The organism is Hymenobacter aquaticus (assembly GCF_004765605.1).
GTDB classification, from domain to species: Bacteria; Bacteroidota; Bacteroidia; order Cytophagales; family Hymenobacteraceae; genus Hymenobacter; species Hymenobacter aquaticus.
On the sequence record NZ_SRLC01000001.1, the window covers coordinates 1,099,960 to 1,126,552 of the forward strand.

The 26,593-nt window shown below is 64.4% G+C and carries 20 protein-coding genes; 12 read left to right on the plus strand and 8 right to left on the minus strand.

Translation table 11 applies throughout. The annotated features are described in order from the left end of the window. Nucleotides 1-212: 212 nt before the first annotated feature. The gene (locus tag E5K00_RS22765; RefSeq protein WP_167856748.1) at nt 213-365 is read right to left on the minus strand and encodes a hypothetical protein; all 153 of its coding nucleotides are present in this window, start codon (nt 363-365) and stop codon (nt 213-215) included. A gap of 315 nt (nt 366-680) precedes the next feature. On the opposite strand from E5K00_RS22765, the gene E5K00_RS04435 reads away from it, so the two are divergent. Beyond that, a complete protein-coding gene (locus E5K00_RS04435; RefSeq protein WP_167856749.1) occupies nt 681-3,677 on the plus strand; it encodes a sensor histidine kinase in 2,997 nt (998 codons plus the stop codon). A gap of 55 nt (nt 3,678-3,732) precedes the next feature. On the opposite strand, the gene E5K00_RS04440 is transcribed toward E5K00_RS04435, so the two are convergent. Beyond that, nucleotides 3,733-4,380, minus strand: a complete 648-nt coding sequence (locus E5K00_RS04440) for a response regulator transcription factor (RefSeq protein WP_135462054.1) — start codon at nt 4,378-4,380, stop codon at nt 3,733-3,735. Nucleotides 4,381-4,578: 198 nt separating this feature from the next. Here E5K00_RS04440 and E5K00_RS04445 point away from each other — a divergent pair, with 198 nt between their 5' ends. The 3 genes from E5K00_RS04445 (at nt 4,579) to E5K00_RS04455 (ending at nt 13,914) form a co-directional block, all read left to right on the plus strand. Further along, nucleotides 4,579-6,684, plus strand: a complete 2,106-nt coding sequence (locus E5K00_RS04445) for a jacalin family lectin (protein WP_135462055.1) — start codon at nt 4,579-4,581, stop codon at nt 6,682-6,684. 252 nt (nt 6,685-6,936) lie between these two features. Next, nucleotides 6,937-13,359: an IPT/TIG domain-containing protein gene (locus E5K00_RS04450; RefSeq protein ID WP_135462056.1), complete on the plus strand. Its 6,423-nt coding sequence runs from the start codon at nt 6,937-6,939 to the stop codon at nt 13,357-13,359. A gap of 408 nt (nt 13,360-13,767) precedes the next feature. Next, nucleotides 13,768-13,914 (plus strand): hypothetical protein, encoded by a 147-nt coding sequence (locus E5K00_RS04455; RefSeq protein ID WP_245328205.1) that lies wholly within the window; start codon nt 13,768-13,770, stop codon nt 13,912-13,914. A 98-nt stretch (nt 13,915-14,012) separates the two neighbouring features. On the opposite strand, the gene E5K00_RS04460 is transcribed toward E5K00_RS04455, so the two are convergent. Next, entirely contained in the window at nt 14,013-14,825 is an 813-nt protein-coding gene (locus E5K00_RS04460) for a murein L,D-transpeptidase catalytic domain family protein (RefSeq protein ID WP_135462057.1), read from the minus strand. A 141-nt stretch (nt 14,826-14,966) separates the two neighbouring features. Here E5K00_RS04460 and E5K00_RS04465 point away from each other — a divergent pair, with 141 nt between their 5' ends. Beyond that, complete coding sequence (locus E5K00_RS04465; RefSeq protein ID WP_135462058.1) at nt 14,967-15,362, plus strand: hypothetical protein; 396 nt, start codon at nt 14,967-14,969, stop codon at nt 15,360-15,362. 78 nt (nt 15,363-15,440) lie between these two features. Here the strand turns inward: E5K00_RS04465 and E5K00_RS04470 are convergent, their stop codons facing one another. Further along, the gene (locus E5K00_RS04470; protein ID WP_135462059.1) at nt 15,441-15,845 is read right to left on the minus strand and encodes a hypothetical protein; all 405 of its coding nucleotides are present in this window, start codon (nt 15,843-15,845) and stop codon (nt 15,441-15,443) included. Nucleotides 15,846-16,087: 242 nt separating this feature from the next. After that, nucleotides 16,088-16,558 carry a DUF4199 domain-containing protein gene (locus tag E5K00_RS04475; protein ID WP_262710055.1) on the minus strand — a complete coding sequence of 157 codons (471 nt, stop codon included), beginning with the start codon at nt 16,556-16,558 and terminating at the stop codon, nt 16,088-16,090. A 333-nt stretch (nt 16,559-16,891) separates the two neighbouring features. Between E5K00_RS04475 and E5K00_RS04480 the strand changes: the two genes are divergently transcribed. Both E5K00_RS04480 and E5K00_RS04485 read left to right on the plus strand, forming a co-directional pair. After that, nucleotides 16,892-18,514, plus strand: coding sequence for an ABC-F family ATP-binding cassette domain-containing protein (locus E5K00_RS04480; protein WP_135462061.1), 1,623 nt, complete (start codon nt 16,892-16,894; stop codon nt 18,512-18,514). Nucleotides 18,515-18,531: 17 nt separating this feature from the next. Then, nucleotides 18,532-19,359, plus strand: coding sequence for a hypothetical protein (locus E5K00_RS04485; RefSeq protein WP_135462062.1), 828 nt, complete (start codon nt 18,532-18,534; stop codon nt 19,357-19,359). Nucleotides 19,360-19,446: 87 nt separating this feature from the next. Here the strand turns inward: E5K00_RS04485 and E5K00_RS04490 are convergent, their stop codons facing one another. After that, nucleotides 19,447-19,617, minus strand: a complete 171-nt coding sequence (locus tag E5K00_RS04490) for a lmo0937 family membrane protein (RefSeq protein WP_135462063.1) — start codon at nt 19,615-19,617, stop codon at nt 19,447-19,449. A gap of 11 nt (nt 19,618-19,628) precedes the next feature. Between E5K00_RS04490 and E5K00_RS04495 the strand changes: the two genes are divergently transcribed. From E5K00_RS04495 to msrA, 3 genes are all read left to right on the plus strand, one after another. After that, nucleotides 19,629-19,907 (plus strand): hypothetical protein, encoded by a 279-nt coding sequence (locus E5K00_RS04495; RefSeq protein WP_135462064.1) that lies wholly within the window; start codon nt 19,629-19,631, stop codon nt 19,905-19,907. Nucleotides 19,908-19,986: 79 nt separating this feature from the next. Then, complete coding sequence (locus tag E5K00_RS04500; protein ID WP_135462065.1) at nt 19,987-20,877, plus strand: 3-hydroxyacyl-CoA dehydrogenase family protein; 891 nt, start codon at nt 19,987-19,989, stop codon at nt 20,875-20,877. Nucleotides 20,878-21,320: 443 nt separating this feature from the next. Next, nucleotides 21,321-21,860, plus strand: coding sequence for a peptide-methionine (S)-S-oxide reductase MsrA (gene msrA / locus E5K00_RS04505; protein WP_135463662.1), 540 nt, complete (start codon nt 21,321-21,323; stop codon nt 21,858-21,860). 121 nt (nt 21,861-21,981) lie between these two features. Here msrA and E5K00_RS04510 read toward each other — a convergent pair whose 3' ends face one another. Further along, nucleotides 21,982-22,800 (minus strand): 2,3,4,5-tetrahydropyridine-2,6-dicarboxylate N-succinyltransferase, encoded by an 819-nt coding sequence (locus tag E5K00_RS04510; RefSeq protein WP_135462066.1) that lies wholly within the window; start codon nt 22,798-22,800, stop codon nt 21,982-21,984. Nucleotides 22,801-22,884: 84 nt separating this feature from the next. Between E5K00_RS04510 and E5K00_RS04515 the strand changes: the two genes are divergently transcribed. Together E5K00_RS04515 and E5K00_RS04520 are read left to right on the plus strand one after the other, a co-directional pair. Further along, nucleotides 22,885-24,003, plus strand: a complete 1,119-nt coding sequence (locus tag E5K00_RS04515) for a glycosyltransferase family protein (RefSeq protein ID WP_135462067.1) — start codon at nt 22,885-22,887, stop codon at nt 24,001-24,003. A gap of 103 nt (nt 24,004-24,106) precedes the next feature. Continuing rightward, nucleotides 24,107-25,117, plus strand: a complete 1,011-nt coding sequence (locus E5K00_RS04520) for a 3-oxoacyl-ACP synthase III family protein (RefSeq protein WP_210114275.1) — start codon at nt 24,107-24,109, stop codon at nt 25,115-25,117. An 86-nt stretch (nt 25,118-25,203) separates the two neighbouring features. Here E5K00_RS04520 and E5K00_RS04525 read toward each other — a convergent pair whose 3' ends face one another. Beyond that, nucleotides 25,204-26,244, minus strand: a complete 1,041-nt coding sequence (locus E5K00_RS04525) for an NAD(P)-dependent alcohol dehydrogenase (RefSeq protein ID WP_135462068.1) — start codon at nt 26,242-26,244, stop codon at nt 25,204-25,206. Nucleotides 26,245-26,593 lie beyond the last annotated feature (349 nt).

Sequence of the window (26,593 nt, forward strand, 5' to 3'; positions counted from 1 at the left end):
GAAAATGGGCGGATGAAAAGCAGCTTAGCTGTGCTGTTTCGCTTGTAACGCGTAGCCCGAAGTAGGGTTGTGCCCGCCACTACCCCCGAATGCCAGGTATCTGCGGATCAGGGGTAGCGCAAGAGCAAGAACAGAAATTCCCGTCGGCGTGGTCCTGACCGTACCGAGCAGCTTGCTCGTCACGGAGAAATCCGACGGGCATACGCGGGCGCTTACTGGTTGGCCGGGCTGCCGCCCGTCGGAACGCCCCGGTGCGCGAGGCAACGGTAGATAGTGGCCCAGCCCACGCTGAGCAACTGGCCGATTTCGGCCACCATCTTGTCTTGCTGCAGGTAAAGAGTCTTCGCGGCCTGTACTTTCGACAAGGCTTCTTTGGAAAGCCTTGAGGGAGCGGCCTAGCCGGTCGAGTTTTCAGACCACGAGCGTATTGCCGGGCCGCTGTCAAGCCCCGCTCAAACGTGCGAGGTCACCGGGCCGAAAAAACGCCCGTTTCCTAAGCCACCTTACCACCACCGAAATTTGACTAACTGGCCTTAGCGTTGTTTTCCGTTCTTACTCCAGTATCCCCCTTATTGTGCTATTTATTTCCGTTTTTCTGAAAGTCCCCTATAATGTAACCTATTTCGACAACTGTTCTGAATCCGCAACTAATTTCCGAGTCGTACTTTCCCCCGATGAGAGTGTGGTGCTTATTGCTGGTAATATTCGCGCTGCTGCCGGCCCAAGCCCCGGCCCAAACCATGCCCGCCGCCGGTTGGCAGGCCGAGCCCGCCCTGAGCCGCCTGATGTTGCGCCGCCTGGCCCAGGCACCTGACGGCCTGCTCTGGGCCGGCACCGACGACGGCGCGTACCGCTTCGACGGCACCCAGGCCGTGCCCCTCAACGCGCTACGGCGCGCCGGCCCGGCCCTGCCCCCCGTGCCCTGCAACGCCCTGCTGGCCACGCCCGACGGCAGCCTCTGGCTGGGCACCGACAACGGCCTCTACCATTTCTCGCCCGCCGGCACGCTGCGGCGGCTGCCGCTGCCCGCGCCCGCCAGCGGCAACCAGAAAGTGCCGGCCCTGGCCCTGGCCGCCGATGGCCGCCGGGTGTGGGTGAGCCAGGACAACACCACGCTGCAGGCCTATACTCTGGCCGGGCAGCCCACCGGGCCGGTGCTGCCCAGCCTGGCCGGCCTCAGCAGCGTGGTGCCCGCCCCCGATGGCAGCCTGTGGCTGAGCGGCGACGGTACCCGCCACCTGGCCGCCACCGGGCAGGTGCTGGGCGCCTGGGCGCACCCCGGCCGCGTGCTGCGCCCCGCCCTCGACCCCACCGGCCGGCCCTGGCTGCTCAGCGACCGGGCGGCTTACCGGCCCGGCCCCGGCGGCCAGCTCACGGAAGCGGTGCGCTGGGAGCAGCCCGGCACCGGGCAGCCCGTGGAGGTGCTGCCCACGGCCAGCGGCCCCACCTTGCTCAGCCGGGAGGCGGTGCGCCAGCTGAGCTGGACGCCCGGCCCCGACCCGCGTCCCCGCGTGCGCTTTGCCCTGGCCCTGCCGCCCTGGCCCACCGCCAACTGGAGCGGCCGCCTCTGGGCCGACCGCACCGGCCGCTGGTGGGTGTTCGACACGGGCACGCGCGGGTGCTGGCAGCGCGAGGCCGCGCCGGTGTTCATCCGGGCGCTGGCCGGGCCGGGCGGGCAGCCCTACAGCGTGCGGGCCAGCGTGCGCCTGCCCGACGGCCGCCTGCTGGTGAGCAGCTACGAAACCGGCCTGCTCACCCAGGCCCCCGACTCGCCCCTGGCCCCGCTGCGGCGCTGGGCGGCGGCCACCCTGCCCACCGGCAACGCGCCCGTGCTGCTGGCCGTGCTGCCCGGTGCCCGCGGCCCGGGCGGCGACTGGCTGGCGGCCGGGGCGTTTCCTTTTCTGCGCTTCAACCCCCGCACCGGCCGCTTTCTGAAGCTGCCCGTGGCCGGCCAGTTGGCCACCGATATTGGCCTGCGCACACTGGTGCTCGACAGCGCCAGCGGGCGCGTGTGGGCCGGCACCCAGCAGGGCCTTTATTATTACGACCCAGCCACCCAGGTCTACCGGCCCTACGAGGTGCCGGGCCACGCGCCCGGCGCGCCGCCGCCGCTAGCCGGCCGCGTCATCGAGGACGTGCGGCCCGATGCGCGCGGGCACCTGTGGCTGGCCACGCCCGAGGGCGTGGAGCGCCTCACGCTGGCTACCGGGGCGCGGGGCGTGTACGGGCCCGCCGCGCCCGCGCCGCGCCGCGCGGCCGTGGAGGGCGCCCGCTGCCTCTACCTGGCTCCCGATGGCCGGTTGTGGGTGGGTACGCGCACTCACGGCCTGGCGGTGGTGGCGGCTGATGGCCGCATCCGGGAAGTCCTCACGCCCAGCCAGGGGCTGCCCAGCCCATCCATTGCCAGCATCCTGCCGGGGCCGGGCGGCATGCTGTGGCTGGGTACTTATCAGGGGCTGGTGCGCTACCAGCCGGCCACGGGGCAGCTGTCGATATACACCACGGCCCAGGGTCTGGTATCGGACGAGTTCAACGCCGCCGCTGCCGCCGTAGACCCGCGCGACGGCTCGCTGCTGCTGGGCGGGGTGGCGGGGCTGCACCGCATCGTGCCCGGCGAGGTGCCCGTGCCGCCGGCCGTTCGGCCCCGCCTGTTGCTCACGGCCCTCACGGCCCTCAGCGCTTCGGCCGAAGCCAGCCGTACCCGCTACCTGCTGGCCCCCGATGCGCTGCCCGCCTTGCGCCTGGCTCCCGAGCAGCCCCTCATCGACCTGCACCTGGCCCTGACCAACAGCCTGGACGCTAGCCGCGCCCGCTACGCCTACCGGGTGCGCGGCTGGCTCGCCGACCGCTGGCTGGGTTTGGGCACTACGCCGCGCCTTCGTCTGCAAGGGCTGCCCCCGGGCAAGTACACCGTCGAAATTCGGGCGGCTACCAGCCAGGGCGTGGCCGCTGCCAACGTGCTGCGTATGCCTCTGACCGTGACGGCCGAGTGGTGGAACCGGCCGCTCACGTGGCTGCTGGCCGCCGTGGCCACGGCGCTGGTCGTGTACCTTTGGCAGCGCAACCGCCTGCGCCAGGTGCAGCGCGAAAACGCCCTACGCGCCCGCCTGGCCGCCGATTTGCACGACGAAGTAGGCTCTTTGCTGACCCGCGTGACGATGCAGGCCGAGCTGCTGCGCGAGTTTGAGGCTGGCCCCACCCGCCGCCTCGACACGCTGGTGGAAGACAGCCGGGCCGCGGCCAGTACCGTGCGCGACATCATTTGGAGCGTGGATGCCCACGCCGATACGCTGGCCGCCCTGGTCGACCGAATCCGGGACCACCTCGACGCTACAAGCCGCGCCACCGGCCGCGACCTGCTCCTCGACGACACCCACTTACCGGCTTTGCTCGACCAGGCGCTGCCGCCTACCGTGCGCCAGCACACCTACCTTATTTTCAAGGAGGCGCTTACCAACGCCCTCAAGTATTCGCAGCCGGGCAGCCCCATCCGCATTGGGCTGCGCTACGGCTCGCCGCTGGAGCTTACCATTAGCAGTGAGGGCCCGGTGGCGGCTATTTCGCGGGCCGGGCAAGGGCTGCGCAGCATGCGCCACCGCGCGGCCCTGCTGCGGGCCGACCTCACGGCCGGGCCGGTGCCGGGCGGCTGGCAAGTGCGCCTGAAAGTGCCGGAATAGGGCCCAAGTGCCGCAAAAAGGGCGAGCTACTCAGTGGCTCGCCCTTTTTGCGTGGTTACAAGTCACCCTTCAGGGCCCGGCTCAGCAGCTCACTGCGCGAGCGGACCCGCAGCTTGTCGTAGAGGCGCTTCACGTACGTATGCACCGTGTCGGGGGACAGGGCCAGGCGGGCGGCAATCTGCTTTTCGGCCAGGCCATCGACGAGCAGGTGCAGCACTTCCTGCTCGCGGGCCGACAGCAGGGCGGGCTGCTGACTAGGGGCCGGCTGAAAGTGCTGCAGGGCCTTGCGGGCCACGGAGGGGGAAAGGGCCGCCCCGCCGCCGAGCACATCCAGGATGGCCTGCTTGTACTGGGGCAGGCTGGTGGCGTTTTTGATGACGTAGCCCGTGGCCCCGGCCCGCAGCGCCTGATAAATCCGGTCGGGGTCGTCGTGCATGGTTTGCAGAATGATGTCGGCCTCGGGCAGGCGCTTTTTCAGGGCCGGCAGCGCCTCAATGCCCGACTGCCCGGGCAAGCTCACGTCGAGCAGCAGCACGCGCGGGGGGAGGCTCAGGTCCAGCTCGGTCCACAGCGCCTCCACCGAATCGACCACGATAGAGCAGGTAAACTCGGCCTGGTGGCCCAGGTACTCGTGCAGCAGGTCGCGCACGCGGGCATCGTCTTCCACGATGGCCAGGGCAATAGGAAAAGCGGTGGTCGTCATAAGCTGCTACAAAGATGGGCGGCGGGCCGGGAAAAGCGCACCCGAAGATTGTCACCTGAATAGGGTACAGCGCCAAAGCCCAGGCCTGGGGCCAATTGCTCAGCTTTGCTTTCGATACGCCGCCGGAGCGCGCCCGATAGTGCTATCAGTATTGCCCAGTTCTATCCTTTTCTCTCTTCTTACATTACCACAATCATCATGAGCACAACGAACGCCAACTGCTGGGTGCAGTTCTGGGAAAACAACGACTACGAATCCGGCGGTACCCGCAAGTTCGAGTACAATGAAGTGGACGGCCTGCCGATGTACGTGAACAACCTGTCCGAATACTACTGGGATGGCTACGACCAGAAGGCAAAAAACCAGATGGACGACAGCATCAACTCCCTCAAAACCGGCTCGTCGAGTTGGCTCTGCCTCTACACTGAGCCCTTTTTTCAGGGCAAGGTGATGATGGTGGGCTACAGCCAGGCCATTGAGGAGCTGCCGCACGATTTTCTCAACGAGGTGGCTTCCTTCATCCTGTACCCCAGCATCCCTATCTTCTGGAACGCCAGCAGCATCGGCGACACGTTTCAGGCCGGCACCTGCTGGCTCAAGCTCTACCTCTACGAAAACTACGACAGCACCCGCTGTGCGCTCTACGGGGCCGGCGAAATTGCAAATACCAACTGCCTGGGAAGCACCGCCGATTTCAGGTCGCTCATGACTGGCCCCGCCACCTGGGTGAGGCTCTACAAAGACGTCAAGTTCGACGGGGAGCCGGTGGCGCAGATCGGCCCCAACAGCCTGATCAGCGCCCTGAGCCAGCTCACCGATGAGGACATCGTCAGCATTCGGGTGTACGACTATCAGCCGTCCGGCTTCGTGCCTACGCCCATGATGCCGGGCTGGGTGCTGTCCATTCAGCGCTACCAGACCTCGAAGAAGCTGCGCAATGCCCTGGCCATCGGCCTGGGCAAAATCCCGTACGGCGGCTCTCTGCTCTCGGTACTGGTGAAGGCGCTGTGGCCCTCCGGACCCGGCACCCAGGAAATCTGGAACGACCTGAACCAGTACATCAACAGCCTGATTAAGGGTTATATCAACCAGGCTAAGATCGACAACCTGAATAGCATTCTGGCGAACCTGCACACGCTGCTGCTCGCGTACATGGACAAAAGTCCCGGCCCGGGCAAGGTTGCTGAGCTGTGGTATATTATCAACCAGCTGAAAAGCTGCCAGGCTGATTTCCTGAACAAAGGGGCCGCCAGGGAGGAGCACGGCAAGACGCTCACGTACCTGGTGGCCTTTGGGACCATCAGCGTGGTGATGGGCGCGGAGTGGACGTACAACTATGCCAGCGTTAGCGGCGGAGAATCCAACCCTGACCCCGAAGGCTCCATCCGGCAGCTCGACGCGGTTATTGAGGAGCTGATCCAGGCCGTCGACCTGGCCGTTGCTGATTCCGTGGCCTGGCGCCTGGCGCAGATCAAGACCACCGGCACCTATACCGTGACGGATGCCTACACGGGCTACACCCAGGACTACTCAACCCAGCAGGAGGCCCGCGAGGGCGAAGATGCGCTCCGCCTGTACATCAGCCAGAAGTACCACGCGCTGCTGGAAGCCTATACCAGCCCGGCCAACCTGTGGTCGTACCTGCTTTCGGCCAACGTCGTGCCGGGGGCCGGCAGCAACCCTAACTTCCCGGCAGTAACCTTCGTGCAGACGCCGGTGCGGAAGATGGTGGCCGTGCCAGCCACCACCGGGCTGGTCCCGAAGAGCGACTCCGTGCCTTTCCAGGAATCCACCAACGGTTCGCGGGTCACCCAGGTCATGCTGTCGAGCCTGAGCAGCAACGGTCCTAACAACAGCATCAACGCGCTGCAGTTTTTCTACGGCAACGCCGCGTCAGCTGTGCACGGCACCATTTCTTCTTACCGTACCACCGTTGCGCTCAACTCGGCCGAAGCGGTGACTGATGAAGCGGCGGCGCTGCCGGACCACGAGCCCGCCGTGGAGCCCGCCGAAAGCATCGTAGCCATGCACGGCAACCGCAGCAATACCACGTTGTACCAGCTGTTTTTCCGCACCGACCAGGGGCGCGACTTCGGCCTGGGCGGCGGCGGTGCCGACCCCTTCATAGCCATTGGGCCGCAGGGCGTGGGCGCCCGTCTGGCCACGGTGACCGGCTCGTGCTACAAAACCAACCAGGTCACGAGCCTGACCCTGACGTGGGAATACCTGAGCTACGAGCGGTGCACCACGCCGTCGGCCGTTTTGGCCGCTGACGCCAGAGTCGCCGGGCAAGTATCGGCGTAGGCTGATTGGCAGGGCCGGTGCTGTGGGCAGGCTCTGCCCGCTGGTACCGGCCTGACCGAGCCGCCCGGCTGCCCCGTCGTTCAGGCGGTGCTGGCCGGGCGGCTTTTGCGTTGGCGGCGGCCCGTTCGGTAGTTGCCCGCTACGGCGGAGAAGACGCGCGGTGTTCGGGTTGTACCCTGTTTAGGGTACAACCCGAACACCGTAATCGGAGTTGGGCAGTGGGAAATTTGCCCGCAAACCTTGTCCCTTGTTATGCATCTGATTGCTACGCTTTTTGCTGATTCATACCGGACCGCCGGCCGCCTTGCCGGCCGGCGTTACCTTGCCGGGCTCTTATTCCTGCTGCTAACCAGTTCGGCGGCGCTGGCGCAGCCCACCATCAGCGGCTTCTCGCCCAGCAGCGGCGCCGCGGGCAGCAGCGTCGTCATCACCGGCAGCGGCTTCACGGGCGCTACCAGCGTCCGCTTCGGGGAGCTGTCGGCGGTATTCACCGTCAACTCGGCTACCCAGCTGACGGCGACGGTGCCCCGGGCGGCCTCCACGCAGCGCCTCAACGTGACGACCAGCGCCGGCTACGTCTTCTCCGCCTCCGCCTTTACGGTGACGCGCAGCAACAGCGTCAGCTACGGGCAGGTGAGCAGCAGCTTTGCTGGAGTGAGCGGCGGCACCAACAGCGCCCCCGCCGTGGCCGACCTCGACGGCGACGGCCGCCTCGATCTGCTGGTGGGCCTGGCCGACGGCACCATCGCGCGCTACGAGCAAAATACCGTCAACGGCACGGCCTTCACGGCGCTGGGCAGCCTGCGCACCAGCGGCAACACCGTCATCGACATGGGCACCGAGGCCACGGTGGCCATCGTGGACCTGGAGGGCAACGGCCGCTACAACCTGGTGCTGGGGCGCGGCGACGGCACCGTGAGCGAATACGAGCAGACGAGCGGGGGCGCCGGCACCTTCGACCTGGTGCAGGACAACCTGTCGGGCATCTTTACCCCCAGCAACACGGCCCCCAACATGACCGACCTCGACGGCGACGGCCGGCTGGAGCTGCTGGTGGGCAAGGGCGACGGCATCACCAGCCACTCTGAGCAGTTCGACCCCAACACCGACGGCTTTATCCGCATCGACACCAACTTCAACGGCCTGCAACTGTCGGGCAACGCCGCGCCGTTCTGCGTGGACCTGGACGGCAACGGGCGCCTCGACATCCTGTTCGGCACCAACACGGGCGGGGTGCTGCGCTACGAGCAAAACTCGGCGGGCGGCTTTACCGTCAGCCAAGTATCGAGCAGCTTCAACGCGCTGGCGGTGGGCACCAATGCCAAGCCCTGCGTGACGGACATCGACGGCGACGGGCTGCTGGATTTGCTTATCGGCTGCGGCAACGGCACCATCTACCGCTACGAGCAGAGCGGCACCGTGCCCGCGCCCACCATCACGGGCTTCACGCCCAGCAGCGGGCCGGTGGGCACCACCGTCACGGTGACGGGCACCAACCTGGGCGGCGTGACGGCCGCCTCGGTAAACGGCACGGCGGGCACCATCACCGGCACGCCTACGACTACCAGCTTCACCTTTACGGTGGGCGCGGGCAGCAGCACCGGCGTTATCGGCGTGACCACGCCTGGCGGCTCGGCCAGCAGCAGCGGCAGCTTCACGGTGGGCACGGTAACGCTGGCTACCGTGACTACGGCCACGCCCGGCACCATCACCGGCAGCAGCGCGGTGCTGGGCGGCAATGTAACCAGCGCCGGCGGCGGCACCGTGACGGAGCGCGGCGTGGTGTACGTGCCGGGCAGCGGCACGCCCACTACCAGTGATACGAAGGTTGCCATCGGCAGCGGCACGGGTACGTTCAGCCAGGCGGTGAGCGGGCTGGCGGGCAACACGCTGTACTCGGTGCGGGCCTACGCCATCAACGGCGCGGGCCCCGGCTACGGCAGCACCCAGACCTTCACGACCGGCAACAACCCGCCCACGGCCGTTGACGACAGCTATACCGTGACCGAGGACAGCAGCCCTACCGGTTTCAGCGTGCTCGGCAACGACACCGACCCCGACGCGGGCACCAACCTCATTGTTACGGGCGTAACGCAGCCGGCGGGCGGCGTGGTGATATTTACCGGCGCCGGCGTCAGCTTCACGCCGAACCCGAACTTTGACGGTACGACTACCTTCACCTACACCATTTCGGACAGAAACGGCGGCACCGACGCCGGCACCGTGACCGTGACGGTAACGGCCGTGAACGACGCGCCGGTGGTGAGGATGCCGGCCCCCCAGGCCACGGCCGAGGACGTGCCCTTCGCCTTCAGCAGCGGCGCCGGCAATGCCATCAGCGTGGGCGACGTGGACGCCGGCAGCGGGCAGGTGGAGATGTATCTGCAGGCTACCCAGGGCACCATTTCGCTGAGCACCACCTCGGGCCTGACCTTCACGGCCGGCGACGGCACGGCCGATGCGAGCGTGACCTTCCGGGGCACCATCAGCAGCATCAACACGGCCCTCAACAACATGAGCTTCGCGCCCAATGCCAACTACACGGGGGCGGCGGCCTTGCAGGTACAGGCCAACGACCTGGGCAACACCGGCAGCGGCGGGGCCCTGTCGGACTCGGAAACCGTCACCATCACCGTGACGGCCGTGAACGACGCGCCGGTGCTCACGACCAGCGGCAGCAGCACCGGCTTCACGGCGGGCGGCGGCGCGGTGGCCGTGGATGTCTTCCTCACGATCAGCGACATCGACAACGCCACCCTGGCCTCGGGCACGGTGAGCATCACCACCGGCCTGGCCAGCGGGCAGGACGTGCTGGCCTTCAGCAACACCAGCAGCACCAGCTTCGGCAACATCGTGGGTAGCTACGCCGGCGGTTCGGGCGTCCTCTCGCTGAGCAGCGCCGGGGCCACGGCCACGGTGGCCCAGTGGCAGGCCGCCCTGCGGGCCGTGACCTACAACAACACCGCGGCCCCGCCCACCGGCAGCAGCCGCACGGTGAGCTTCCGGGTAAACGACGGCGCGGCCAACAGCAACGTCGCCACCAAAACCATTGGCCTGACCACGCCCACGCCCGCTATTACCGGCCTCACGCCCAGCAGCGGGCCGGTGGGCACGACCGTGGTCATTGCGGGCAGCAACTTCACAGGCGCCACCGCCGTGCGCTTCAACGGCACGGCGGCCGACAGCTACGTGGTCAACTCCAGTACCCAGATTACGGCCGTGGTGGCGGCGGGCACCACCAGCGGGGCAGCCACCGTGGTTACCCCCTACGGCACCAGCAACGGCGTGACGTTCAGCATTACCAGCGCCACCACCAGCACCACGCTTGTCAGCTCGGTTAATCCCTCAATCACCGGGCAGAGCGTGACCTTTACGGCTACGGTAGCCAACGTCAACGGCAGCGCCACGCCCAACGGCACCGTCAGCTTCCGCGACGGCGGGGCTATCCTGGGCTCGGGGACGCTCGACGGCAGCGGCGTGGCCACCTTCAGCACCAGCGCCCTGACGCAGGGCAGCCACAGCATTCTAGCCATCTACCTGGGCCGCACCGGCTTCGTTTCCAGCACCTCCGCCACGCTGACGCAGCAGGTCGGCGCGCCGCCCCTGCCCGCTCTCACCAGCCTCTCGCCCACCAGCGGACCGGTGGGCACCAGCGTCACCATCACGGGCACCGACCTGGGCGGGGCCAGCAGCGTGAGCTTCAACGGCGTGGTGCAGACCACCATCACCGGCAACACCGCCACCGGCCTGACGGTGAACGTGCCGGCCGGGGCCAGCACCGGCGACGTGGAAGTAACCACCGCCGCCGGCACCAGCAACGGGCTGCCCTTCACCGTGACGCCGCCCGCGCCGAGAGTCACCAGCGTGAGCGGCCCGGCCAACGGCACCTACCGCCTCGGCCAGTTCGTGACCTTCCTGGTCAGCTTCGACCAGCCCGTGACGGTAAGCACCGCCGGCGGCACGCCCGTCATCCTCATGACGGTGGGCAGCACGCCCCGGGGCGTGACCTACTTCAGCGGCAGCACCACCAGCACGCTCACCTTCCGCTACCTCGTGCAGGCCGGCGACCTGGACGCCAACGGCGTGACGCTGGGCGCCAGCATTGCCCCCAACAACGGCACCCTGCGTAACGCCACCGGTACCGACGCGGTGCTCACGCTCAACAACGTGGCCCCGCTGACCGGCGTGCTGGTCGACGGCGTGGTGCCCACCCCCACGGTCAGCACCACGGCCGCCAGCCCCACCAGCAGCAGCGCCATTCCCGTTACCATCACCTTCACGGAAGCGGTGACGGGGCTGACCGCCGCCGGCCTCACGGTGACCAACGGCACCCGGGGCGTGCTGAGCGGCAGCGGCACCACCTACACCATCACCGTCACGGCCACGGCCGCCGGGGCCGTCACGGTGCAGGTGCCCGCGGGCGCGGCCCAGGACCTGGCCGGCAACCCCAGCGCGGCCAGCAATACGCTGAGCGTGACCTACTCCCCGCCGCCCGTGGCCATCAGCAGCTTCACACCCACCAGCGGGGCAGCCGGCACGGTGGTCGTCATCACCGGCAACGGCTTTACCGGGGCCACGGCCGTGACCATCAACAACGGCGCCGTGGCCAGCTACACCGTCGACTCCAACACCCAGATTACGGCCACCGTGGCGGCCAGCAACAGCACCGGGCTGATCCGGGTGACCTCCCCGGCGGGCACGGGCGTGAGCAGCACCAACTTCGTGGTGGGGCCGTCCGTGAATAGCGTGAACATCATTACGGCCAACGGCACCTACCGCCCCGGCCAGCAGCTGCAGTTCAACGTCGTGTTCAGCCAGCCCGTTACCGTGAATACCACCAACGGCACGCCCTCCCTGGACGTGACGGTGGGCGGCACGGTGCGGCAGGCCACATACACCGGCACCGCCAGCAACACGGCCGCCTTCCGCTACACCATCGTGGCCGGCGACTTGGACATGGACGGTGTGACGCTGGGCGGCAGCATTGACCTGAACGGCGGCATCATCCGCAACAGCGGCGGGGCCGATGCCGACCTGGACCTCAACAACGTGGGCGCCACCACCGGCCTGCTCGTGGACGGCGTAGCCCCCACGGTGGTCGTCAGCTCCACGGCCGGCGCCTCGGGCGGCAGCACCGCCGTTTCGCCCATTCCCCTTACTATTACCTTCTGCGAGTCGGTGACCGGCTTCACCGCCGCCGATGTGGTGGTGACGGGCGGCACCAAGGGCACCTTTACCGGCAGCGGCAGCGCCTACACCCTGAGCGTGACGCCCACCGGCGGCACCGTAACGGTGAACATAGCCGCCGGCGTGGCGCGCGACGCGGCCCTTAACGACAACGAGGCCGCCCCGCAATTCACTATCACCTACGTTACGCCTCCCTCTATCAGTAGCCTCAGCGCCGGGGCCGAGCTGCCCGGGATGCCCGTCACTATTACGGGCACCAACTTCACCAGCGGCAGCACCGTCACGTTCGGGGGCGTGGCGGCTGGCAGCGTGGTGTTCAACTCCGCTACGTCGCTCACGGCCACGGTGCCGGCGGGGGCCAGCGTGGGCAGCAGCGCCGTGGTGGTCACCACCAACGGGGTGAGCAACACCAGCAGCCCGGCCTTTGCCGTGCTGAAAGTGTACGACGCCGTGGCCAGCTGCCTGAGTACCGTTTCCTACACCACGGTTGGCGACGGTAACTGGCACTACCTGCTGGCCGGCAACGGCCAGGTGGTAGCCGCTTTGCAGGATACCCGCTCAGGGCTGGGTACGGTAAGCGTGCAGTTCCTCATTACCGGCCCGGCCAGCGCGGTGCGCCAGGATGCGCGCGCCCGCAAGTACCTCGACCGTAACTTCCGCCTGACCGCTACCAACCCCACGTTCACCGGCAGCGCGGTCAACGTGCGTTTCTACGGCCTCGTGAGTGAATTCACCCGCCTGCAGGCCGCCGACCCGGCCGTGACCTACGCCAATCTGAAGGCCTCGCAGTACAGCGGCCCCAGCGAAGATTGCCAGCTGGACAACAACGGTCCCGGCGAAAGCCGCGTGCTGCCCCTGGCCGCCAGTACCCCCGGCAACGGCGTGGCTTGGTTTGTGGCCCAGGCCACCGTGGCCGACCACTTCTCCGAGTTCTACCTCACTAGCAGCAGTACCCCGCTGCCGGTGCAACTGGTGCGCTTCACGGCCGAGCCATTGGGCAAAGATGCTCTGCTGAAATGGGCCACGGCCTCGGAGAAAAACAACGACCATTTCGACGTGGAAACCTCGGCCGACGGCCGCACCTTCCGCCGCATCGAGCAAGTGGCCGGCCACGGCAGCAGTTCTCAGCCCCACGACTACCAATTCCTAGACCCGGGCATTGCCCGCTACGCGGCCAGCCTCGTGTACTACCGCTTACGCCAAGTCGATGCCGACGGCACGGCCAGTTACTCATCCGTGCGAACGGTGGCTGTGACGGGTGCGAATTCCAGCCTGGCCTTGTTTCCCAACCCGGCCACCACCGCCACCACGCTCATCGGTGCCCGGCCCGGCACGGCCATTGCCGTATTCGACGCCGTGGGCCGCCAGGTTGCGGCGGCCACGGCCGATGCCGATGGCACGGCCGCGCTGCGCCTCCCACCGGGGCTGGCGACGGGCATGTATGTGGTACGAACCGGCACCACCGCCCTGCGCTTGGTCGTGGAGTAGAAGCAAACCCGCCCCACGGCCAGGTTTGCCGGGAGGCCCGTTGCCGCGGGCAATTCCAGCCTTTCCAAGTGGTTCGGTGCATATGCCACGGCTTACCAGCCTAGCCAGGAGCAGCGGCTGGAGCTACCAGGAATCCCTTGGTAGCTCCAGCCGCTGCTCGTGTAAAATTTGTACCCACCTTTTAACCAGGCCCTTCGGTCACGTGCGGTCTTTACCGGATTGAAAAAAACGCCCGTTTCCCGAGATACCCCGACCCGCTCCCGATTCCGCCGCCCTATCGGGGATTTCTGTTCTTACTCTTGCGCTACCCCTAGCAGGCCAAGACGGCTCCGACCTGGGAAGCTTTTTCATCCTGAAGCCTTTTTACCTCTCCTCATACTAAATCAGAAACGCACATTCGGTTCCATTTTGGGCATTATCATTGGTGCCCTGGGATTTCTGCAGCTTGGCGGCATCAGCCTGAACAAGATGAACTCGCTGGTGCCCTTCACCGTGGGTCTGATTTTCTTCATGGCCGGCAGCAACCTGGTAAAAGCCGCCGTCGTCCGGGCCTAGCACCGGGTATCCATACTACCCCCATAAAAGCGAAAAACCCAGCCATCCAGCTGGGTTTTTTATTAAGTAAACAGTCCCTAAATAGCCCCAAACAACTCTTACAGGCTGGCCAGCCCCTGGGTGCGGGCAAAAGCCGTCAGGGCCGGGTCGAGCTGCAGAAACGACGAGGTGTAGTTAATCCGGGCCGGGGCGTGGGCGTAAATCACCGAGCCGCCCTTGATAGCGCGAATGATGGCGCTGGCTTGGTCGGTGGGCAGGGCCGGGCAGCCCTGGCTGCGGCCCAGGCGGCCGTGCTGGCGCACAAACTCCTCACACACGTACTCGGCCCCGTGCACTACCACGGCGCGGCTGGCGGCGTTGCTGTTGTAGCGCGTTTCCAGACCCTGCAGCTTCAGCGAAAGGCCGTGCTTGCCGGTGTAGGTGTTGCCGGTCAGGTAGAAGCCGATGCTGCTTTGCTCCGAGCCGTTCACGTTGGAAAACGCGGTGGCAAACTCCTCGCCGGTGTTCTTACCGTGGGCTACCAGGGTATGAAACAGCACTTTCTGCTTTTTCACGTCGAGCACCCACAGGCGCTTGAGGCGGCTGGAGCGGCTGAAGTCGATGACGGTGAGCAGGGACTTGCCGGCCGACGCCAGGCCGCGCTGCTGCAGGTTGTAGTAGCCCACCAGCGCTTCGCGGAAAACCGGAAACGACAGGCCGCTGGTCGTCAGGCCGCTTTGCGTGTAGGTTAGCAGAGCGTGCTGCTCGAAGGCAGCGGTATAAAAAGCTTTGCGGGCGGCGGCATTGGCAGCCAACGTAAGCTTGGCGGGGTTGCCGGGATTATCAGCGGCCGTACTCGGGCCGGTAAAAGAGAGCAGCAGCGTAAGAGTAGTCAGCAGTAAGCCCGTGAAGGCAGTCCGGGTTGTAAACATGGGCTGAAAGAGGCCTAGAATGACGAATATTGCGGGATGACACGAGCGTGGCTGTACAAATCTAGTACTTTAGCGCTGTAGTACCACCTTCTGTTGTCGCCCCTAACGCGCTTTTTTTGCCGGCAGTTCCCGGCACGGCCTATGTCAGCACTCCGCACCGCCTCCGTCATATTTTGCACTTTTCTATTATTTAGTTGTGGCCACTCCCTCCCGGAGCTCCCCGGCTTCGCGGCCGAAACCTGGCGTCGTGACCCGTACGCCTGCAAAAATGAGCGGGCCGGGCAGCTGAAAGCGCTGCTCCAGCACCGTGAACTGCTCTACGGCACCCGCGCCGACGACATCGACGCGCTGTTCGGCCGCCCCGATGAGGAAGAGCTCAGCGAGCAAACCGAAAAAATCTACCTGTACTACCTCGAGCCCGGCTTGCAGTGCGACCCAGGCCACCAACGCTCGGCGGCCAACAAGCTGATTTTGCGCTTTGGCCCCCTCGGCACCGTCACGGAGGTGCTCTACGAGCGTCCGCCGAAGGGCCTGTAAGCCGACCGGCCGGCTAGCCACGAAAAAGGCGCCCCAGTAAGGGCGCCTTTTTCGTGGGGGCACGGTGGCGGAGCTGGCTTAACCCAGGCCGCCTTCGTTGTTAGCCGGCTGCCGGGGCACGTCGTCGTGCTGCTGCTGGTTGCGGAACATACTCAGCTGGGAAGGCGTCAGAATGCGGCTGCATTCGGCTTCGTACTGGGCCTCCAGCTCCGCCAGCTTGGCGTGCTGCTGCGCGGCGTTGTCCTTGTACTGCCACTGAATCTCGTCGAGGCGGGCCAGCTTGATGCGGTTGGCGGCCCGCAGCCGGATGTACTGCGCCTCGTTCAGATGCAGCTGGTTGCACATCTGCCGGGTCAGGTCGGCTACCCGGGCTTCGGATACCTCCTCCGAACCGGGCATTTCAGCGTATTTGTCTTTCTTCTGGGCTAGCGCGGAAAACGCGACGCAAAAGAATAAGGTCAGGGTGAGCAATAGGTATTTCATGGGAGCGGTGGTAAAGTATTCACATGAAAGAATGACTGCATGAACGTAAATCAAGCCGGAATTCTCTGTGAGGCCCGAATCGACTTATATATTTTATCCAAATATATATTCATTTAGTCAAACTTCCAACTCTCCTACCAACATATTCTTCGGCTAGCTAAGTTCCTTGAGCCGCTGGTTTGCGGGCATAAAAAAAGCCGGCTCTGGGTACAGAACCGGCTTTTTAAGGCTAATACCCGAGCTTATTCAATGCCTTCGAGCGGCTTGTGGTCGGGGCTTTTGAAGTACTGCATGGCAACCAGGGAGATAATCACGCCCGACATCACGCTTTGCAGCAGAATAGCCAGAAAGGCAATGGTAACGGACAGATCGAACCCGAACAGGTCGCGGGCCCGCAGCTGGTCCATGATGGTGGGATTGAGCACGGTGTAAATCACGAAAAACAGCCCAAACGCTACCGACGCCACGATGGACGTGATAATGCCCGTGCCGAAGCCGTGCAGGTAGGGCATCCGGTCGTGGCGCACGTGCTTGTAGTGCGAAATGGCCATGCAGATGCCGATGGCCAGCACCACGCCGTTGAGGAAGCTGAACTCGACCCGGTCGGTGAGGTGCAGCAGCGAGGCCAGCAGGAAGTACAGAATCATTCCGCCAGCGGTGAAAAGACCATAGCGGAAACCGTTTCTTTCGGGGGTGAGCGTGACGCTATTCATATACAGGAAAGGGTAAAAGTGTATGATGAAGACCGCAAATGCTTCGGAACTGCAACCGCGCCGCCACTGTTCAACAAGCCCGGCAGCCGGCGCTCTGAAGCACCCGCATTGAATATACTTGTTTCTGTGTAAGGATGTTGTGCGTCGATTCGTTTTTTCCGGCTCCTGCCCGCTTTTTCCGGCCGCGGGGGACGGGCCCGGCGGCCGGGGAAGCTGCCTCTCTGCCCGCAGAATATTATGCCCCGCGCATTTTGTCTATTTTTGCTCTCCGATTGTCTTTTTCACCGGCCTTCCGGGCGGGTGTAGTTCTCGTTTCCTCGCTTTTTTCCGCATATGATCAGTACCTCCAACGTTAGCCTGCGCTACGGTAAGCGCATCCTGTTCGAAGACGTAACCATTAAATTCCTGCCCGGCAACGTGTACGGCCTGATCGGGGCCAACGGGGCCGGCAAGTCGACCTTCCTGAAGATTCTCTCGGGCGAGATTGAGCCCAACACCGGCTCGGTCGACATGCCCGCCGGGGCCCGCCTCTCGGTGCTGCGCCAGGATCAGTTTGCCTACGACCAGTACCCCGTGCTCCAGACCGTAATTATGGGCCACACCAAGCTCTGGAAGGTGATGGAGGAGAAAGATGCCCTCTACGCCAAGCCGGACTTCTCCGACGCCGACGGCGAGCGGGCCGCCCAGCTCGAGGGCGAGTTTGCCGACCTCGAAGGCTGGAACGCTGACTACGAGGCCGCCGAGCTGCTCTCCGGCCTGGGCATCGGCGAAGACAAGCACTTCACGCTGATGGGCGACCTGGGCGGCTCCGACAAAGTGCGGGTGCTGCTGGCCCAGGCCCTGTTCGGCAACCCCGACGTGCTGCTGCTCGACGAACCCACCAACGGTCTCGACGCCGAAACCGTGCTCTGGCTGGAAAACTTCCTCGACTCGTTCCAGAACACGGTCATCGTGGTCAGCCACGACCGGCACTTCCTCGACGCGGTGTGTAACTACATGGCCGACCTGGACTTCTCCAAGATTACCATGTACCCCGGCAACTACTCGTTCTGGTACGAGAGCAGCCAGCTGGCCCTCAAGCAGCGCCAGGAAGTAAACAAGAAGACCGAGGACAAGCGCAAGGAGTTGGAAGAGTTCGTGCGCCGCTTCTCGGCCAACGCCTCCAAATCGAAGCAGGCTACTTCGCGCCAGAAGCTGCTGCAAAAGCTGACCCTGGAGGAAATCAAGCCCAGCTCGCGCAAGTACCCCTACATTGCCTTCAAGCCCGAGCGCGAAGCCGGCAACCAGCTGCTCACGGTCGAGAACCTGAGCAAGGCGGTGGAAGGCCAGGTGGTGTTCCGCAACGTGTCTTTCTCGCTCGATAAGAAGGACAAGGTGGCTATCATCAGCCGCGACGACCGGGCCGCTTCCCTCCTGTTCGACATCCTGTTTGAGCAGATCAAGGCCGACTCCGGCGACTTCAAGTGGGGCACGACCATCACGCCCTCGTACTTCCCCCGCGAAAACGCCGAGTTCTTCGATACCGACCTGAACCTGGTGGACTGGCTGCGGCAGTACTCGACCGAAAAGGACGAAAGCTTCATCCGCGGCTTCCTGGGCCGCATGCTGTTCTCGGGCGAGGAGTCGCAGAAGAAAAGCAACGTGCTGAGCGGGGGCGAGAAAGTGCGCTGCATGCTCTCCAAGATGATGATGGAAAGCGGCAACGTGCTGGTGCTCGACGACCCGACGAATCACCTCGACCTGGAAAGCATTACGGCCCTGAACAACTCCCTGCGCGACTTCCAGGGCACGCTGCTCTTCTCGTCGCACGACTTGCAGTTCGTGGAAACCGTGGCCAACCGCATTATCGAGCTCACGCCCGACGGCATCATCGACCGGCGCATGACCTACGAGGAATACCTGGCCGACGACCAGATCAAAACCCTGCGCCAGCGCAAATACCAACTTGTGTCCTAACTGCGTTATCTTCTTCTATGAAAAGACTCCTGATTGTGGTGGCCCTGGGGGGCGCGGTGCTGGGACTAACGCCCGCCGCGCACGCCCAGACGGATACTACCCGTACCACCGCGAAGCCGCAGCTGAACACGGCCCCGCCCGGCGCCAAGCCCCAGCTGAACACGGCCCCGCCCGGCACCACCGCGCCCCGCCCGACGCAGCAGCCCACCGAGCGGCCGGCCGTGCCGGTGCCGGCTCCGCCGCCCGTGAACGAGCCCCTGCCCCCGGCCCGGCCCAGCACCAGCTCGCCCTCGGGCCTGGAGTTTCCGGCCGGTAGCCGGGCCTCGGAGCAGCCTAAGCCAATTCGCAAGTTTTTCCTGTACTCCAACTTCGGCCTGGGCTACAACTCCAACGGCGACGTGAGTCAGTTCAACCTGAGCCTGGCCCCGGCCATCGGCTACCGCGTCACCGACCGGTTTTCCATCGGGCCCGGCATTTCGTACTCCTACACCAACTACGGGTTTTCGCAGTACTTGCAGCAGCGGGGCTACCCCAAGAACATCACGTCCAATAACCTGGGTGGGAAGGTGTTTGCCCAGTACATGCTGCTCCAGGACATTGGCATTTTCCTGCACGCCGAGTACGAAGTAACCCGCGCCGAGTACCCCGACGTGGACGCCTCCGGCACCCAGCTCATTACGCGCAGCACCATCGTGCAGACGCCCTTGGCCGGGGCCGGCTACCGGCAGCAGCTCGGCGAGCGGGCCGCGGCCGACATCAGCCTGCTCTACAACTTCAACGACGGCATCAACGACATCTACGGGCAGCCCGTGATTCGCTTCAGCTTCCTGTTCGATTTGAAGTAAAAGGCACCGCTCAGCGCATAAAAAAGCGGCTCTCCCGTTGGGGAGAGCCGCTTTTTTGTTTTTCAGACTAAAGAAAGAGGCGGGGAGTTAGACTACCCGGCCGCCCCGGATAACACGCAGCAGGATGGCAATGATGGCAATTACCAGCAGAACGTGAATCAGGTTGTTGCCCGCCATGCCTGCGCCGAGTACGCCGAAAAAGCCCAGGGCCCAGATGATGATCAGAATGACGGCGATGATATACAGCAGATTTCCCATGGTGGTGGTGGTTGGAATGGAAGGAAGTGGAAAGAAGAAGGAAGAAAACAAATCAGCGGCGTGGCGGTTTTACAAAGTTGCAAATTGCCAGTAGGGTGATTTGCGGATTTGTACGCGGGGCCTTGCAAAAGGATATATTGGGTTTAAAAAATTTAATTATCCGTGGTTTAGCTCAACGATTAAAACCGCTTTTCCAGCCAACTGGCGCACTATTTATCTGGTGCAGTTTTTTTAGCAATTGCTCCCCGCGCGGCACTTCCGGGCTTGGGCTGGCCGGTATTTCAGGTTAGCTTTGCGGGCCGTACGCGGGGTTTGGCCGCCGCCACCGGCACGCGCTTTTTCTCTCCCACCCTCCTTTTCCGCTTTCGCATGATGAATGTCGCCGTTATTGGCTCGGGCACCATGGGCAATGGTATTGCCCACGTATTTGCCCAGCATGGTTTCCCGGTTTCGTTAATTGATATCAGCCAGCCGGCCCTGGACAAGGCGCTGGGCACGATTGGCAAAAACCTGGACCGGCAGGTGGCCAAGGGCAGCCTGAGCGAAGACGACAAAGCGGCCACCCTGGGCCGCATTACCACCTTCACCAGCATTGCCGAGGGCGTGCGCGGCGTGGAGCTGGTAGTGGAAGCCGCCACCGAAAACGTGGACCTCAAGCTGCAGATCTTCCGCGACCTGGACCAGCACGCGCCCGAGGGTGCCATTCTGGCCTCCAATACGTCCTCGATTTCCATTACTAAGATTGCGGCCGTCACCAAGCGGGCCGACAAGGTCATTGGCATGCACTTCATGAACCCGGTGCCGGTGATGAAGCTCGTGGAGGTGATTCGGGGCTACGCTACCTCCGATGAGGTGACGAGCCGCATCATGGAGATTTCGCGGCAGCTGGGCAAAACCCCGACCGAGGTAAACGACTACCCCGGCTTCGTGGCCAACCGCATCCTGATGCCGATGATCAACGAGGCCATCATCACCCTGTTTGAGGGCGTGGCCGGCGTGGAGGAAATCGACACGGTAATGAAGCTGGGCATGGCCCACCCGATGGGTCCGCTGCAACTGGCCGACTTTATCGGCCTGGACGTGTGCCTGGCCATCCTCCGGGTGCTGCACGAGGGCCTGGGCAACCCCAAATACGCCCCCTGCCCGCTGCTGGTGAACATGGTAATGGCCGGCCGCCTGGGCGTGAAGTCGGGCGAAGGATTCTATAGCTGGGGCCACGGCACCAAGGACCTGATTGTGGCCGACCGGTTCAAGAAGTAAGCCCGTAGCGCGAACGGTGTAGTCCGCGCTACGAGCAAACAAAGCCCTTCCCGCCAACTCGGGGAGGGCTTTTGCTTTGCAGGTTAGGCTCCGCTTCGAGAAGCGGTAGGCTGCACCACCGCCAAAACCCCTTCGCTTCGAGAAGCGGCAGGCTGCGTATAGTTAGGAATGCTCCCGCTTCGAGAAGCGGGCACCTGCGCATGTTCCAAAATGCCCCCGCTTCGAGAAGCGGGGCGCTGCACGTATTTCGAAAATCCTCCGCTTCTCGAAGCAGGGGGCTTTCACAGGTAGTGGAGCCCGCCGCTTCTCGAAGCGGGCCGTTTCCGGCCCTGTTTCCCCCCTGCGCTTCGAGCAGTGCGCAATAGTGCCGGGCGTGAAACCTTCGGGGCTGAAATTCGCTTATAGAGTATTGCGTATTTGATTTGGACTTTAGACATAGTATGATGGAACAAGCCACATTTGGCGGCGGCTGCTTTTGGTGCACCGAGGCCGTATTTCAGAACTTGAACGGGGTGCAGAAAGTGGTGTCGGGCTACACGGGCGGGCGCATTGCCAACCCGACGTATAAGGAAGTATGCAGCGGCCTGACCGGCCACAACGAGGTTATTCAGGTTACCTACGACCCGCAGGTTATCAGCTACGAGGAGCTGCTGGAGGTATTCTGGAAAACCCACGACCCGACCACCCTCAACCAGCAGGGCAACGACGTGGGCACCCAGTACCGCTCGGGCATTTATTTCCACAACGAGGAGCAGCAGCGCCTGGCCGAGCAGTACAAGCAGAAGCTGACCGAGGCCAACGCCTTCGACCGGCCCATCACGACGGAAATCGTGCCTCTGAAAGTGTTCTACCCCGCCGAGGATTACCACCAGAACTACTACAACCTGAACGGCTCGCAGCCCTACTGCCAGTTCGTGGTCAAGAGCAAGGTCGACAAGGTGAAAGCCGTGTTTGGCGACAAGCTGAAGAAGTCGGTAGCGTAGCGCTACCCGGCACTCAGAAACAGAAAAAGCACGGCCTGCGCCGTGCTTTTTCTGTTTCTGAGTAGCTCCCGGTTGCCGCGCGGGGCCCGATTGTGCCCGAGCGGCAGCCGGAACGTAGCCGCTACACGGCCACGTTATGCTCGCGCAGCGTGTCGTTGAGCGAGGTTTTGAGGTCGGTGCTGGCTTTGCGCTGGCCGATAATCAGGGCGCAGGGCACGTGGTACTCGCCGGCGGCAAACTGCTTGGCGTAGGAGCCGGGAATGACCACCGAGCGGGCCGGCACGTAGCCTTTGTACTCCTTGGGCTCGGGGCCCGTCACGTCGATGATCTTGGTGCTGCCGGTGATGGTTACGCCGGCCCCGATAACGGCTTCCTTGCCGATGTGGCAGCCTTCGACCAGAATGCTGCGCGAGCCAATGAAGGCCCCGTCCTCGACGATAACCGGCGCGGCCTGCACCGGCTCCAGCACGCCGCCGATGCCCACGCCCCCGCTCAGGTGCACACCGGCCCCGATCTGGGCGCAGGAGCCCACCGTGGCCCAGGTATCCACCATCGTGCCCTCGCCGACCCAGGCGCCGATGTTCACGTAGCTGGGCATCATGATAACGCCCGCGGCCAGATAGGCCCCGTAGCGGGCCACGGCCGGCGGCACCACCCGCACGCCCTGGCCGGCGTAGTCGGTTTTGAGGCGCATTTTGTCGCGGAACTCAAACGGGCCCACCTCGATGGTTTCCATCTGCTGGACGGGGAAATACAGAATAACGGCCTTTTTCACCCAGTCATTCACCTGCCACTGGCCGTCGGCGGTGGGCTCGGCCACGCGCAGGCGGCCTTTGTCCAGCTCTTCGATGATGTGGTGAATAGCGTCGGTGGTAGCGGTTTGCTGCAACAGGGAACGGTCGTCCCAGGCGGCTTCTATCAGGGTGCGGAGCTCAGTCATGCGAATTGGTTGTAAAAATTGATTGGTGCAAAACTAGCATCTTTGGCCGCAACGATGCAGCCGACTATTTTTCTCTTAGCGTCCGTGCTGAAGCCGCTGGACGACACGCGCATGTACGGCAAGTTTGGCCGCACGCTGGCGGGCCGCCCCGGCCACGTGGTGCACATTGCCGGCCGCCGGGCCGCCGCGCCCACCGATGCGCCGGCCAATCTGCGGTTTCACGCCCTGCTGCACGGCTCGCGCCTGAGCTGGCAGCGGCTGGCGGCCCAGTGGCGCTACTGGCGCCTGCTGCGGCGGCTGCGGCCCCACGTGGTGCTGGTACACGCCCCCGAGCTGCTGCCCCTCACCCTGCTCTGGAAGCTGCTGGGCGGCGGGCGGCAGCGGCAGTTTCTCTACGACGTGCGCGAAAACTACGCGCTGAACATCCGCACCCAGCACGTGTACCCGGCCTGGCTGCGGGGGCTGCTGGCCCGGCTGGTGCGCGGCCTCGAAAGCCGGGCCGCCGGGCAGGCGGCCGGTCTTATTCTGGCGGAGCGCAGCTACGCCGAGGAGCTACCCTTCGTGCTGCCGGCCCGCACGGTGGTGCTGGAGAACAAGTTTCAGCCCCCGGCCGGCGCAGCGGCCCCGCCCCGGCCCCGCGGGCTGCCGGCCCCGGATGAGCCCCTGCGGCTGCTGTATTCCGGCACGTTGTCGGAGCTTAATGGCGTGTTCGACGCGCTGGACTTTACGGCCCGGCTGCGGCAGCACTGGCCCCGGGTGCACCTCACCCTCATCGGGTTCTGCCAGCGCCCCGAGCAGCTGAGCCTACTGCGGGCGGCCGTGGCCGCGGCCCGGGGCAGCGTCACGCTCATCGGCGGCGACACGCTGGTGCCCCACGCCCGCATCGTGGCCGAAATCGAGCGGAGCCACCTGGGCCTGCTGCCCTACCGCTCCCACGAAAGCACCTGGCGCTGCGTGCCCACCAAGCTGTTTGAGTACCTGGCCAACGGCCTGCCCGTGCTGATTCCGGCCAATGCCTACTGGCAGCCCATCGTGGCCCGGCACGGGGCCGGGCTGGTGGTGGCCTTCGATGCAACGTTTGATCCGGCGGCGTTTGTTGGGCAGCTCCGGGCCAGCTGCTTTTACCCCGGGGGCATTCCGTCCGACGCCTTTTGGCAGTCGGAGGCCGTAAAATTGTGGCAGCTGCTGGATAGTATCCGGTAACTGCCGACCTTTGCCGGCCGTTAACGGCAATGAGCGCCTGATTTCCCTATCTTCGCCTCCCTTTTTCTGCCCCCTTTTCCTCTGCGTATTCCCACTTCTTGATATGAGCACACTGCGTCATTCTGAAATTGCCGGCGTCGGCCACTACGTCCCCGCCCGCGTCGTCACCAATGCCGACCTCACCGAACTGATGGAAACCACCGACGAGTGGATTCAGGAGCGCACCGGCATCCGGGAGCGGCGCTGGTTTGAGGAAGGCAAAGACACCACGGCCAACATGGGCGCCAACGCGGCCCGCAAGGCCCTGGAAATGGCCGGCCTCCAGCCCGACGACGTGCAGATGATTGTGTTTGCCACGCTCTCCCCCGACTACTTCTTCCCCGGCTCGGGCGTGCTGCTGCAGCGGGAGCTGGGCATCAAGGACCCAATTCCGGCCTTCGACGTGCGCAACCAGTGCTCGGGCTTCGTGTATGCCCTGAGCATGGCCGACCAGTTCGTGAAAACCGGCATGTATGATACCGTGCTGGTGGTGGGCTCCGAAATCCACTCGTCCGGCCTCGACATCAGCACCCGCGGCCGGGGCGTCTCGGTTATCTTCGGCGACGGCGCCGGCGCGGTGGTCCTGCGCCCCAGCACCCGCGAAGGCCACGGCATTCTGAGCACCCACCTGCACTCCCAGGGCGAGCATGCCGAGGAGCTGATTGTGAAGGAGCCCGGCTCGAACCGCAACAACCGCGTGCAGTACGTGGTGGACAACGAGCTGGACATGTACCCCTACATGAACGGGCAAAACGTGTTTAAGCACGCCGTGGTCCGCTTCCCGCAGGTTATCAAGGAGGCCCTCGACCAGAACGGCTACCAGCCCCAGGACATCGACATGCTGATTCCGCACCAGGCCAACCTGCGCATCACCCAGTTTGTGCAGCAGAAAATGGGGCTCACCGACGACAAGATCTACAGCAACATTCAGCGCTACGGCAACACCACCGCCGCCTCCGTGCCGATTGCCCTGAGCGAAGCCGTGGGCGAAGGCAAAATCAAGCGCGGCGACCTGGTGTGCTTGGCCGCCTTCGGCTCGGGCTTCACCTGGGCCTCCGCCCTGATTAAGTGGTAAAACTGCTTATAGCCGCAGCCTGAACAAACAAAAACCGCGGAGCCACTTGGTGGCTCCGCGGTTTTTTTGTGGGTCGACCCGAGAGTCTACAGCGTGGCAATATCAATGACGAACCGGTAGCGGACGTCGCCTTTCAGCATCCGCTCATACGCCCCGGTGATGTCCTTAATGTCGATCAGCTCGATGTCGGACACGATGCCGTGCTCGGCGCAGAAGTCGAGCATTTCCTGGGTTTCGGCAATGCCGCCGATGGTGGAGCCGGCCACGCTCTTACGGCCGGGAATCAGCGAGAAGGCCGGCACTTCCAGCGGCTTGGACGGGGCGCCTACCAGAATGTGGGTGCCGCTGGTTTTGAGCAGCGAGAGGTACATATTCACGTCGTGGTCGGCCGCGACGGTGTCCAGGATGAAGTCGAAGCTCCCCTGCACGGCCTTGAGCTGCTCGGCGTCGGAGGTTACCACGAAGTTGTGGGCGCCCAGGGCGCGGGCATCCTGCTCCTTGGAGGGCGAGGTGCTGAGCACGGTGACTTCGGCTCCGAAGGCCACGCCGAACTTCACGCCCATGTGGCCCAGGCCACCCAGGCCCACCACGGCCAGCTTGTGGCCCTTGCCTACTTTCCAGTAGCGCAGCGGCGAGTAGGTGGTGATGCCGGCGCACAACAGCGGGGCCACGGCGGCCAGGTCGAGCTTGGCCGAGATGCCCACCACGAACTCCTCGCGCACCACGATGGTGTTGGAGTAGCCGCCGTAGGTGGGCTGTCCGTCGCGGCCGAGGTTGTTGTAGGTCTGGGTGTTGCCTTCCACGCAGTACTGCTCCAGGCCGTCCTGGCAGTTGTAGCACACCTGGCAGGAGTCGACCATGCAGCCCACGCCGGCCAGGTCGTCTACTTTGAATTTCTTGACATGGTCGCCGACCTTGGTGATGCGGCCCACGATTTCGTGGCCGGGCACCATGGGAAAGATGCCGGGAAACCACTCGTTGCGGATCTGGTGCAGGTCGGAATGGCACACGCCGCAGTAGTGAATATCAATCTGCACGTCGTGGGAACCCACTTCCCGGCGCTCGAAGTTCCAGGGAGCAAGGTCGGTGGTGGGGCTTTGGGCGGCGTAGGCTTTGGTTTGGATCATGGGGTTGGGTTTGGCAAAGATGAATCAGAGGGGTACAAACTATAGGGCGGCGCTCAGGAGCGGCCAGTAGCTTGGTGGTATTAACTCCGAAGCCGAGCAGATGGTTGAAAATTCGTTGTTATACCTCGCCCCGAACCATGCCCCCGGCCGGCACTCCTGCCTGTTCAGCTTTTCCTGGCTGGTGGTGCCGCCCGGCAGTGGCACGGCAAAGGCCGGCAGCGCAGTGGCCTGGGGGCAAGACGAATAAGCTACCATCCCGGCGGTTCCGACCGGAGCGGCTGCCTTACCCGGCCTTAGTCGTCGGTGGGGAAACTTCCGGTTTGGCCGGCATGCGCCAACTTGCGCCCAT